Raw genomic sequence first — 11,879 nt, 5'->3', positions numbered from 1 at the left:
CGGTCCCGCACAGGCTGAAAGGAGGAGCGTCGAGATTTGTTCTGGACGGGGGGTGATTTTCCTGATAATTGCGATTTTCACAAATCTGAGGAAATTGCAGGCTATGATCGAACCACGGATGCTCCGACGACGCTGACGCTCCTGAACGCCCTTACCGGCGCAGCCGTCATCTATTGTCGCATCCGCATTCTGGAAGTTTCGGTCTCTTTATGTCCAAGCACGATCTTGTCTACCTCACCGAGGACGCGTCGCACGACGCCATCATCGAAGTCATCAACGAAGAAGCATTTGGTCCCGGCCGGCACACCCGTGCGGCGGCGCGCATCCGTGAGCAGGGTCCGCATGACCGGTCGCTGTCCTTCGTCTGCGCTGATGATGGTGAGACGATCGCTTCGGTGCGCATGACGCCCGTCCTGGCCGGCGGGGTGAAGGGCCATATGCTTGGCCCGCTTGCGGTTCGGCCTTCGCACAAAAACAAGGGCATAGGCCGGGAACTCGTCCGGATCGCCATTGCGGCCGCAAGGCGGAAGGGCTCCGAGGCCGTGATCCTGATCGGCGATCCGCCCTATTACATGCCGCTCGGTTTTGAGAAGGTCGCTTATGCGGCGCTCGATTTTCCGGGACCGGTTGATCCGAACCGGGTGCTGGTGGCGCCGCTTGGCAATGACGTTCATCAGCGGTTGAAGGGCAAGATCGGCTGGCGCAACTGCGAGGCCGTGATGCCTGCCGCAGCTGCGGAAGATGAGGGTTTTGAGGAGCCTCTTCGGGTTTACGGCTGAGGGTCTTTCTGCAAGGCAGCTTTGCCTTTTCTCGCCAGCGCTTCTGTCTTCCCTCATTCCTGTGCTTGTCACAGGAATCCAGCCGACGCGCATCTGCGCGGCGAGAGGACTCTTTTCAGCCCAAGGACTTGGGCTGGCGGGATCCCTGTGACAAGCACAGGGATGAGGGCGGAGGCGCAGGGGTTCGCCTATCGTTGCGCCGAGCATTTCGTTCCAACCGTGCGCACCCCTCCACAGAATTCAATTCCGTTTCCTCCCCCCATGCGATAGCAAGTGAAAGTCGATTTCTGCAGAGGGGCGGGGCATGACGGCAATCACCATGAATGAGGCGCTGGAGCGCGCGGGCGCAGGCGCCTATCAGCGCAGGCTGATGGGCATTTTCGGTCTCGTCTGGGCGGCGGATGCCATGCAGGTTCTGGCCGTCGGCTTCACCGCCGCCTCGATTGCCGCAACCTTCGGCCTGACGGTGCCGCAGGCGCTGCAGACCGGCACGGCGTTCTTTTTCGGCATGCTTCTCGGCGCTGCCGGTTTCGGGCGGCTGGCGGATCGTTACGGGCGTCGCCGGGTGCTGATCGTCACCGTGGCCTGTGATGCGCTGTTCGGTGTGCTTTCGATATTCTCGCCTGATTTCACCATTCTGCTCGTTCTGCGCTTTCTTACCGGGGCTGCCGTGGGCGGCACGCTGCCGGTGGATTATGCGATGATGGCGGAATTCCTGCCCGCCAAAAATCGCGGGCGCTGGCTGGTCTTTCTGGAAGGCTTCTGGGCTGTCGGAACGCTGATCGTGGCGCTTGCGGCCTGGGGCGCCAGCCTTGCCGGTGTCGCCGATGCATGGCGTTATATTTTTGCCGTGACGGCCTTTCCGGCCGTCCTCGGTCTCGGCCTGCGCTTTCTGGTGCCGGAATCGCCGCTTTACCTCTTGCGCAGCGGTCGGTCAGAGGAAGCAAAGGCTGTCGTCAACCGCATGCTGGTGACGAATGGCCGCGCGCCGCTCGATGCCGGAACCGGGCTTTTCCAGCCTGACGTGGCCAAGGGGCAGGGGATATTTTCACCCGCACTCCGGCAGCGCAGCATCATGATCCTTGCCATCTGGTTCCTCGTTTCGGTCTCCTATTACGGTGTCTTCACCTGGATGCCGGCGAAACTGGCGGGTGATGGTTTCGGCTTCGTGCGTGGTTATGGTTTTCTAGTGCTGGTGGCGCTGGCGCAGATCCCCGGTTATGCGCTTGCCGCCTATGGCGTTGAAAAATGGGGCCGCAAGCCGACACTGATCGGCTTCTGCCTGCTCTCCGCGCTCGGATGCCTGCTCTTCACGCTCGCTTCGGCCGGCGCAATGATTGCCGCCTCACTGCTTATTATGAGCTTTGCGCTGCTCGGCACCTGGGGAGCGCTTTATGCCTATACGCCGGAGCTTTATCCAACCGAATCCCGGGCGACCGGCATGGGGGCCGCGGGCGCCATGGCGCGGCTTGGCGGCCTGCTTGCGCCGTCTCTGCTTGGTTATGCCATTGCGCAGGGTTTTGGTGTCGCAATCGGCATATTTGCCGGGCTGCTGGTGCTGGCCGCCATTGCGGCCACGATGATCAATGCGGAAACGCGGCAGGTAGCGCTGACCTGATTGCCGCTCAGGGGTGATGGCCTGATCCGATCCACGATCAGGCCATTCCGCTCTGCAGTTAAAGCGTCGTGTAATTGACCGGAAGCCAATCGTAATTGGTGCTGTCGGTGCGCACATGGCCTATGCCGGGGAAGGCGATATGGGCGCCTGCCACCAGATATTTGCCTTCCACCGCCTGCCGGAATGCCAGATCGCGGGCGGCGACGGCAGCCTCTTGGTCGACGTCGAATTCGATCGCGACATCAGGTTCATCGAACTGGAGGATATCGCCATGGGTGATATCGCCCCAGAAGACGATTTTCTGGCCGTCGCTTTCCAGAACGATGCCGCTGTGGCCCGGCGTATGGCCGGCATAAAGGATAGAGCCGAGGCCGGGAACCGGCGCGGCACTATCACCGAATGTCTCGAACTTGCCGGCATCGATATAGGGCTGGATGCTTTCCTTCGCTTCGGCATAACCCTTCTTCAGCGCTTCGGGCGCCGCCTTGGCCTTTGCCTCATCAAGCCAGAAAGCGGCTTCGCGCTTGTTGACGTGCAGGGTCGCATTGGCAAAGACGCGTTTGCCATCCGCAGACAGCCCGCCGGAGTGGTCGGTATGGATATGGGTGAGGATAACATCGTCTATCTCCCCCGCCTTGTAGCCTGAGGCCTCGATATTGGCGACGAGCCGGCCGAGGCTTGGGCCGAGATAGGTGCCGGTGCCGGCATCAATCAGCACCAGCCTGTCGCCGGTGTTGACGAGAAACGCGTTGACCGAGGTGGGCGTTTCTTCCGGCAGGAAGGCATCCTGCAGCACCTTTGTCGCATGTTCCGGCGTGGTGTTGGTGTAGATTTTGGCAAGCGGCAGCGCGATGACGCCGTCCGAAAGCGCGGTGACTTCCACCTTGCCGACCATCAGCCGGTAAAAGCCGGGTGCCTGTGTGGCGGCGAGCGGCGCCTTGGCGAAGGCGAGGGAGGGTGCAACGAAGGGGGCGGCGATGATGGCGCTGGCGGCGCCTTTGAGAAGTGAGCGACGTGACGGCATTGAGGGCTCCTGGGTTGGGGAACGTCTTGAAACTTTCCGTACTCCAGCTAAGTGTAGAGAGGTCAGCAATCAAATCGATGTGACTTATGCAAACTATCGATCATTTCAATCTTCGTTCTTTCGACCTCAACCTTCTCATCGCCTTCGATGCGATGATGGAGGAAATGAATGTCACGCGCGCCGCGCGGCGGCTGAAAATCCAGCAGCCGGCCATGAGCCATAATCTCTCCACCCTGCGGACCCTGTTTCAAGACGAGCTTTTCATCCGCGTGGGGCAGGAGATGAAGCCGACGGCGCGGGCGCTCAATCTGGCCGGGCCGGTGAGACAGGCGCTCAGGCAGGCGCAGGCGGCGGTGCTGACGGCGGATGTGTTCGATCCGGCAACGGAGCGCCGCACATTCCGGCTGGGCATGTCGAGCGAGGTGGAACTGTTGCTTTTGCCGGATTTGACGGCGCGGCTGCGGGAGATTGCGCCCGGTATCCGTATTCTCGCCCGCAACGGGCAGGAGCAGGAAATCACGGCGATGCTGGATACGGGTGTGATCGACATGGCTGTCGGATGCACCTATTCGAAAGAGCAGCGCCACCATTGCGAACCGCTCTATTCTTCCAGCGTATTCTGCTGTTTCAACCCGGCTCTCCTTGATCTGCCCAATCCCGTGGGACTGGACGCCTATGTGGCGGCCAAACATGCGGTCATATCGCAGACGGACAGCCTGCACGGCTGCATCAAGGACGCGCTGGAGCTGAGCGGATTGGAGATCGACGTCGTTGCCGCCGCGCCGGATTTTCTTTCGGTACTGGCAACGGCGCGATCTTCGGCGGTGCTGGCCACCGTGTCCTCGCGTATCGCGCTGCGTTATGCGCCGTTGCTGGGGCTGGAAATAAGCCCGGTGCCGGTGGCGTTGAATTTCCCACCCGTCGCCATGGTCTGGGCCCTGCAGACCGACGCGGATGCCGGGGCCGTGTGGCTTCGCCAGCAGATTCGCGAGGCTATGGGCCGGACGGTGGATGGTGAGGTATCGGGGATCGCGGCTTAGCAGCTTTATGCAATTTAGAACCGCTTCTCCAGCCAGGTGATCGACTGGCCGCTGGAAAGGGGGCCAAGCGAGCCGATTTTGGTGAAGCCGTAGCGTTCATAGGTTCTCAGGGCATCCGGGTTCATCGTGTCGATATAGGCGCCCATGCAGCCGCGTTTTCTGGCTTCTTCCTCGGCCATTGCAAGCAGCTTGGGGGCCGTGCCCCGACCGCGCATGGTTTCCGGTATGAAAAGAAGCTGCACGTAAAGCCAGCCGCGGGCGGTATGGCCAACCAGACCGCCGGTAACAATGTTTTCGTCGTCACGGATGGTGATGATGAGTTCGCGTTTGTCGCTTTCGCCGAAACGGGCGAGATTATAGGCCACCAGCGGATCGCGGATGGCCTTTTCGGCTTCTGGATCCGCGACGTCGCTCAAAATGAAATTCATGGTTTCTCTCCAGACGCCGGGGTGGCGACCGCTTTCGATTTCCAATCGGAGACGGGAAAGCCCGGCGCTGCCGCCGGGCCGAAACGCCCTTACCGGCCCTCACGCCACCAGAGCGCGGAGAAGGCGAGCAGCAGGGCGGCAAGCCCGGCAAAACCGGCAAAGAGCGGCAGGGTGTTGACGCCTTTCAGCACCGTCTCGTCGGTCATGCGTATCAGCATGCGATCCTCATCGGCAACCCTGATATCGCCGCGGACGGGCAATATATCGGGCAGCGCGATACGGCCGGAACTATCGGCGACACGGTGCACGCTGCCCTTGGTGGCGTCTGCCAGCGGTTTCAGGGTTTCGGTCGTCGAAATCATCGCCTTGAATTCCGGTGCATCCACCGCGCCGACATGGACGAGGGTGGTGAAATCGCCGTTCTTGATTTCGAACAGGCCGGTTTCATCCATGCGGCGCTCGATCCTGTAAAGACCGGGCTCGGCGCTGGTGAAGGCCATATTTTCCGTTTTGCCGGAAGGGAAACGCACGCTCGCCTGACCGGGATCGTCGCCAATGGTCTGGCGGGTGATCTGCAGGGTGCGGCCGTTGGCGCGCGCCGTCAGCGCCTCTTCTTCAAGCTCCGGCTCCTTCATCAGCCAGTGGGCGATGCGGCGGTAAAGCGCCACATGCGGGCCACCACCTTCGTAACCGCGCGCCCACAGCCAGCCCTGATCCGACAGCAGCATGGCGACACGGCCTTCGCCCTGCCGGTTCAGCACCAGCAGCGGGTCCTGTCCGTCGCCCAGCATCACGGTCTGGCCCTGCGGCGGGTCGACACTGATGGTGCGGAACCAGCGGCCCCATTGCGGCGGCTCGTTGCCGGAGCCTTCCAGCCCGCGAGTGACGGGGTGTTTCTTGCCCGCCTCCGAAAGACGGGGGTAAAAAGCGGCCTGATGCACCTGACCCGTCGGCTGCGCCGGCAGCACGGAGGCTAAAGGCGTCATGGCGATCGAATCCTGACCGGCATGTTCCGGCCCGGCGGCGATCAAAAGCGCGCCGCCCTTTTCGACATATTGGGCGATGTAATCGTAATAAAGGATCGGCAGCACGCCGCGATGCTGGTAGCGGTCGAAGATGATGAGGTCGAAATCATTGATCTTCTCAACGAACAGTTCGCGGGTCGGGAAGGCGATCAGCGAGAGTTCGTTGATGGGCGTGCCGTCCTGTTTTTCGGGCGGGCGCAGAATGGTGAAATGCACCAGATCGACCGAGGCGTCGGATTTCAGGAGGTTGCGCCAGGCGCGTTCACCGGCATGGGGTTCGCCGGAAACGAGCAGCACGCGCAGGTTCTGTCGTATGCCTTCGATGAGGTGAACGGCACGGTTATTGGCGGCCGTCACTTCGCCCGGAAGCTCGGCGACGGAAAACTCCATGACATTGTTGCCGCCACGCGGAACCTTGAAGCTGAACGGCGTCGGCTGGCCGGGCGTGGCCTGCAGCGTGGCGATTTCTTCGCCATTCATCTTCACGGTCACTTCCGCGGAACCGCCGCCGGCGGGGCGGCCGTCATCGAAGACGCGCAGTGTCAGCTGCTGTTCTTCATTGACGATGCCGAAGCGCGGGGCGCGGACAATCTCGATACGGCGGTCGAATTCATCGGCCTTGCCGGTGATCAGCCCATGGACCGGCGCGCGGAAGCCCAGCGCCTGTTCGGCATTGGGCAAGGCGTTGGGAATATCGTGAATCTGGCCGTCGCTGAGGAAGATCGCGCCGCCGACGCGGGATGGTGAGACATCCGAGACGGCAGAGGAAAGCGCCGAGAAAAGCTGTGTCGAGGGGGAATCGCTCTCACCATTGTCGCGGACTTCAACAATGCGCGGTTCGATGCGCGGGAAGCGCGAGAGCCGGTCTTTCAGCGTCTCCAGCGCCGTATCGGTCATCTGCGGCCGGTCCTGCACGTCCTGGCTCTGCGAGCGGTCGACGATGACGGGGACGATGGTGGAGAGCGGCTCGCGCTCCTCCTGTGTCAGGAGCGGATTGGCGATGGCGGCAAGCAGCGCGGCAAGCGCCAGCCCGCGCAGCCATGCACCGCGCACGCCGCGCCACAGGCCGATGAAGGAAAGGGCGAGGGCTGCGACTGCCAGAACGGCGATTACGATCCACGGCAGGAAGGGGGCGAAGGTCAATGTCATGTCACTGCCCCAACCGTTCGAGAAGTGCGGGAACGTGGACCTGATCGGCCTTGTAGTTGCCGGTCAGCATATACATCATGATGTTGACGCCGGAGCGGAAGGCGTGTTCGCGCTGCATCTCGTCCGGCGGCACGGTGGGCAGAACCGGCGCGCCCTGCGCATCGACGGCCCATGCACCGGCAAAATCATTGCCCGTGATCATGATCGGCGTCACGCCATCACCGGAGGAGGAAAGGCCCGACGTGGTCTTGGCCGCGCCCTGCCGCGATTCCACCCAGAGCGGCGAGCCGTTGTAACGACCGGGGAAATTGGTGAGCAGGTAGAAAGAGCGCGTCAGAACATGGTCTTCCGGCACGGGCTCCAAGGGCGGAATGTCGATATTGGCGAGGATCGCTTGCAGGCGTTCGCCGTTAGGGCTGGTCGCGCCGGTGTCGAGCGAAGAGAACTGGTCGCGCGTATCGAACAGTACCGTGCCGCCGGCGCGCATGTAGGCGTCGATACGCGAGATGGCGGCGCTTGACGGCATCGGTGCCGTGGCGGAAACCGGCCAGTAGATGATGGGATAGAAGGACAATTCATCCTTGGAAATATCGAGACCGACCGGCTGGCCGGGCTCCAGCGTCGTGCGCCAGGTCAGGAATTCGCTGAGACCCTGCAGGCCCTGCTCGGAAATGCGGTCGACATCGTCTTCACCGGTGTGGACATAGGCGAGATGCGTAGTGTCCAGCCGCTCGAATATCTGCTCGTCGCCGGGTTTCGGATCGTCGGCGCGCGCGTCCGTTGGCGACATGGTGGCAAAGGCGCCAAGCGCCAGAAGCAGGGTGGCGGCGGTGGCGCTGCGGGCTTTTGGCAGGCGGGCGAATGCGCCGTTCATGAAGAGCACGATCAGGCTATCGGCAATCAGCATCAGGAAGGCGGCGATGAAGAGGGCGGGGCGCAGGGATTTTGCCGTTTCGCCGATCAGCGCTTCGTTTGACGTGCTGATACCGGCGGCCGACGTGTCGAGGGGGCGCAGCGTCGCACCAGCGGCTAAGAGATTGAGAGCCACGAAACCATCCTCTGTGCCGTAAAGGCCGGGGGGATTGTCGAAACCGGTGCGGGGCGGCTGGCCGGCGCGCATTTCGAGCGGCCGGGCAGTGCCGATTTCGGCCGACAGTGCGCCTTCGGCCGTGAGCAGCCGGAAGGGCGGCAGGGCGGCCGCCGGGGCATTGGCGTTGGCGGAAGCGCCGCCCGCCTTCGACAATTGCACGATACGGCGCAGCATATCGACGAAATGGCCTGAGATCGGCAGGTCGGACCAGCTTGCTTCGGCGCTGACATGGAAGAGCACGATGCGGCCTGCCTCGACGTTACGGGTGGTGACGAGCGGCGTGCCATCGGCAAGGCTGGCCCAGGTGCGCTCAGCCAGATCCGGTGTCGGTTCGGCCAGAACCTGGCGTTTGACGAGAATGCCATCGGCCTTCGGCATGCCGGCGAAGGCGCCAAAACTCGGGAAATCGGCAAGCGGCTGCGGCTCGGCCCAGGAGAGCGCGCCGCCGAGCGCACGCTCGCCCTGCCTGAGTGTTACCGGCACCAGCGGATCGTCGGCTGGGGCCGCGGCAAGGCGCGGTCCGGCAAAACGGATCAGCGTGCCGCCGCCGGCCAGCCACCGTTGCATCGGCTCATAGGTTTCCTGCGGCAGGCGGCCGATATCAGCCATGACGATGACGGAGGGGTTGGATTGCAGGATTTCCGGGATCGCCTGCGCCAGATCGGCCTGCCGCTGCGGAATGAGATCGGCAAAAGGCTGCAGGGCGCGGCTGATATAATAAAGCGGCTGCAGCAGCGGCTGGAAATCATTGCCGGTTTCGCCGGCCAGCAGCGCCACGCGGCGGCGGCGGAAGCCGTCATCGAGAAGATGCACCGCACCCGCCGTCGAGACACCTTCGAGGGAAAGGCGGGCGAAATCGTTGCGCAGTTCGAAGGGCGCTTCCACCGTCGCCGTCGTCTCGGCCTCGCCGGGCGCGAAGCTGGCGGTGCCATTGGCGAGGATGCGGCCCTGGCTGTCCTGCGCATTCACGGTCAGCCGCGCGGCTTCGGCGGTATCCAGCCGTGAAAGCGTGACGCTCATGGCGTCGGCATTGTTGGTGGCGCCTGATATGGCGGTGATCGCCTTGCCATCGCCCTTCACGATGCGGAATTCGGCGGGCGAGAGGCTGGCAAGCGTTCTCATCGCGCTTTCATCCTGCGCACTCTGCACGCCATCGGTGATATAGGCGAGCGTGCCGGGGGGCGTACCGTTCAGCGCTTCGGTGATGGCCTCTGCCGTGCGGATACGATCGGGAACCAGCGGCTTCGGTTTTGCTGCGGCGAGCTTGTCCAGCGCCACGGCTGTCGTTCCCGGCACGGCGTCATGTTCGGCGTCGGCGGTGAAAACGATGGAAACCGGGCGTTCAGCCCGTTCGGCATCTCCGATCAGAGCTTGCGCGGTTGCCACGCGCCGCTCCCAGTCGGGCGCGGAGGCCCAGCTATTATCGACCACGAGCACCAGCGGACCGCTGCCGGCGATGCTGCTGTTGCGCGGGTTCACGACCGGGTCCGCCAAGGCAAAAATCACGGCGGCGGCGAGCGCCATGCGCAGAAGGGTCAGCCACCACGGGCTTTTCGACGGCGTTTCCTCGCGTTTCAGCACCGTCGCCAGAATCTTCAGCGGCGGAAAGACTTCCGCCTTGGGGCGCGGCGGCGTGAGCCGCAGCAGCCACCAGATGGCGGGCAGCGCCAGAAGGCCGAAGAGGATGTAGGGGCTGGTAAACACGAAAGGCAACGCGCTCATCGATGGCCACCGCCTTGCGCGGGCGCGCCGGAAAGATACATGTGAACAGCGACGAGCGCCTCGGAAGCGAGGTGATCGGTGCGGTGGAACACGAAGTTCCAGCCGAGACGGCGCAGCGATGAGGACAAGGCCTCGCGCCTTGCGAGATAGGCGCGAGTGTAGTCCTCGCGAATGGTTTCGGCGCGGCCGGACACGAGTTTTTCGCCGGTTTCCGGATCAGTGAATTCGGTGCGGCCGGAATAAGGGAAGGTTTCCTCGGCCGGATCGGCGATTTCCACCACATGGCCACGTAAGCCCCGCCGCGCGAGCGGCGAAATCCGCTCCATCACATTTTTCGCATCATCGAGAAAATCGCCGATGAGGACGATATCGCTCGCGCCGCGGATCATGCCCGTTTCCGGCATGCCTGTTGTCAGCGGCGCATGCATGATGGCGGTGGCCAGCCGTTCGGCGGCATTTCTGGCCGAGACCGGCTCCATGATGCCGGGGCAGCCGATGCGCTCGCCCGAGCGCGCAAGGATTTCCGCCAGCGCCAGCATCAGCACCAGCGCCCGGCTTTCCTTGGAAACGGAGCCGAGGGTGGATTTGAACATCATCGACGGCGACATGTCGGCCCAGAGCCAGATGGTGTGGGCGGCTTCCCATTCCCGGTCACGCACATAGGTATGATCGTCGCGGGCCGAGCGCCGCCAGTCGATGCGCGACAGGCTCTCGCCTTCGGCATAGGGGCGGAATTGCCAGAAATTCTCACCGGTGCCGCGCTTGCGGCGGCCGTGCCAGCCGGCGGTGACGGTGTTGGCGATGCGTTTTGCCTCGACCATGCAGTCCGGCACCAGTGCGGCGCGCTGGCGCGCACGCGCCAGAACTTCGCTACCCGGCGTCTTGTCTACGATCTGGCCGATGGATGCCACATGCAGTCCTTTCGCGAACGTGCGTTCAGTTCTTCGCCTGCTCCACGAGGGCTGCGATGACATCGCGCACCGACATGCCTTCGGCGCGGGCCGCAAACGTCAGCGCCATGCGGTGTTCCAGCACCGGCTCGGCGAGCGCATAGACATCGTCCAGCGACGGTGCGAGCCTGCCTTCATAGAGCGCACGGGCGCGGGCGGTCAGCATCAGCGACTGTCCTGCGCGCGGGCCCGGGCCCCAGACAACGTGTTTGTCGGTCAATTTGTTGCCATGGCCGGGGCGGGCGGAACGGACGAGCGAAAGGATCGCGTCCACGACCTTGTCGCTGACCGGCATCTGGCGGATGAGGGCCTGAACTTCCATCAGGCGTTCGGCATCGATCACGCCGCGTGCTTCGCCAGAGGCGGTGCCTGTCGTATCGAGCAGGATCTGGCGCTCCGCGGCAAGTTCGGGATAACCGACATCCACCTGAAGCAGGAAGCGGTCGAGCTGGGCTTCGGGCAGCGGATAGGTGCCTTCCTGTTCCAGCGGGTTCTGGGTGGCCAGGACGTGGAACGGCTTCGGCAGCTCATAGGTCTGGCCGGCCATGGTGATGTGATATTCCTGCATGGCCTGCAGAAGAGCGGACTGCGTGCGCGGGCTGGCGCGGTTGATTTCATCGGCCATCAGCAATTGCGCGAAAACCGGGCCCTTGATGAAACGGAAGGAACGGCGGCCGTTTTCGTCCTGATCCATGACTTCGGAGCCGAGAATATCCGACGGCATGAGATCAGGCGTGAACTGGATGCGGTTGGCATCGAGGCCGAGCACGGTGCCGAGCGTGGTGACGAGCTTGGTCTTGGCAAGGCCGGGAACACCGACGAGCAATGCGTGGCCGCCCGAGAGGATGGCGAGAAGCGTGTTCTGCACCACTTTTTCCTGGCCGAAAATGACCTTGGAGACTTCCGTGCGGATGGCCGCAATGTCGGAAAGCGCCTTTTCGGCCGAGGCGACGATGGCCTTTTCATCGAGGGTTTCGCCGGTATTCATCACGCCCATGTCGCTCTCCTCATACCTTCGCCGCTGTCACAGTCGCATCCCGGTTTTGCTGGCCGC

General features: G+C 63.2%; 9 protein-coding genes. 3 read left to right on the top strand and 6 right to left on the bottom strand.

Features of this window, described 5'->3' with window-relative positions; translation table 11 throughout:
- Positions 1–209: 209 nt before the first annotated feature.
- Positions 210–779 (top strand): GNAT family N-acetyltransferase, encoded by a 570-nt coding sequence (locus tag AC5I5B_RS03835; protein WP_004430175.1) that lies wholly within the window; start codon positions 210–212, stop codon positions 777–779.
- 304 nt (positions 780–1,083) lie between these two features.
- On the top strand, positions 1,084–2,397 hold the full coding sequence (locus AC5I5B_RS03830; RefSeq protein ID WP_020808571.1) for an MFS transporter: 1,314 nt from the start codon (positions 1,084–1,086) through the stop codon (positions 2,395–2,397).
- 58 nt (positions 2,398–2,455) lie between these two features.
- Here the strand turns inward: AC5I5B_RS03830 and AC5I5B_RS03825 are convergent, their stop codons facing one another.
- Positions 2,456–3,421, bottom strand: a complete 966-nt coding sequence (locus tag AC5I5B_RS03825) for an MBL fold metallo-hydrolase (protein WP_111834692.1) — start codon at positions 3,419–3,421, stop codon at positions 2,456–2,458.
- An 86-nt stretch (positions 3,422–3,507) separates the two neighbouring features.
- Between AC5I5B_RS03825 and AC5I5B_RS03820 the strand changes: the two genes are divergently transcribed.
- Positions 3,508–4,461, top strand: a complete 954-nt coding sequence (locus AC5I5B_RS03820; protein WP_020808569.1) for a LysR family transcriptional regulator — start codon at positions 3,508–3,510, stop codon at positions 4,459–4,461.
- A 14-nt stretch (positions 4,462–4,475) separates the two neighbouring features.
- Here the strand turns inward: AC5I5B_RS03820 and AC5I5B_RS03815 are convergent, their stop codons facing one another.
- The 5 genes from AC5I5B_RS03815 to AC5I5B_RS03795 all read right to left on the bottom strand — a co-directional run bounded on the left by AC5I5B_RS03815 (position 4,476) and on the right by AC5I5B_RS03795 (position 11,822).
- A complete protein-coding gene (locus tag AC5I5B_RS03815) occupies positions 4,476–4,889 on the bottom strand; it encodes a GNAT family N-acetyltransferase (RefSeq protein WP_087744731.1) in 414 nt (137 codons plus the stop codon).
- A gap of 89 nt (positions 4,890–4,978) precedes the next feature.
- Complete coding sequence (locus tag AC5I5B_RS03810) at positions 4,979–7,063, bottom strand: hypothetical protein (RefSeq protein WP_111834693.1); 2,085 nt, start codon at positions 7,061–7,063, stop codon at positions 4,979–4,981.
- A 1-nt stretch (position 7,064) separates the two neighbouring features.
- Entirely contained in the window at positions 7,065–9,875 is a 2,811-nt protein-coding gene (locus tag AC5I5B_RS03805; RefSeq protein WP_111834694.1) for a DUF4159 domain-containing protein, read from the bottom strand.
- The gene (locus AC5I5B_RS03800) at positions 9,872–10,786 is read right to left on the bottom strand and encodes a DUF58 domain-containing protein (RefSeq protein ID WP_111834695.1); all 915 of its coding nucleotides are present in this window, start codon (positions 10,784–10,786) and stop codon (positions 9,872–9,874) included. Before AC5I5B_RS03800 ends, AC5I5B_RS03805 begins: the two co-directional genes overlap by 4 nt.
- Positions 10,787–10,811: 25 nt before the next feature.
- Positions 10,812–11,822: an AAA family ATPase gene (locus tag AC5I5B_RS03795; RefSeq protein ID WP_004430195.1), complete on the bottom strand. Its 1,011-nt coding sequence runs from the start codon at positions 11,820–11,822 to the stop codon at positions 10,812–10,814.
- Positions 11,823–11,879: the final 57 nt, after the last annotated feature.

The organism is Agrobacterium sp., from assembly GCF_059499945.1.
Note: the sequence above shows the minus strand (reverse complement) of the source record. Positions and strands in the feature narration are given on the sequence as shown.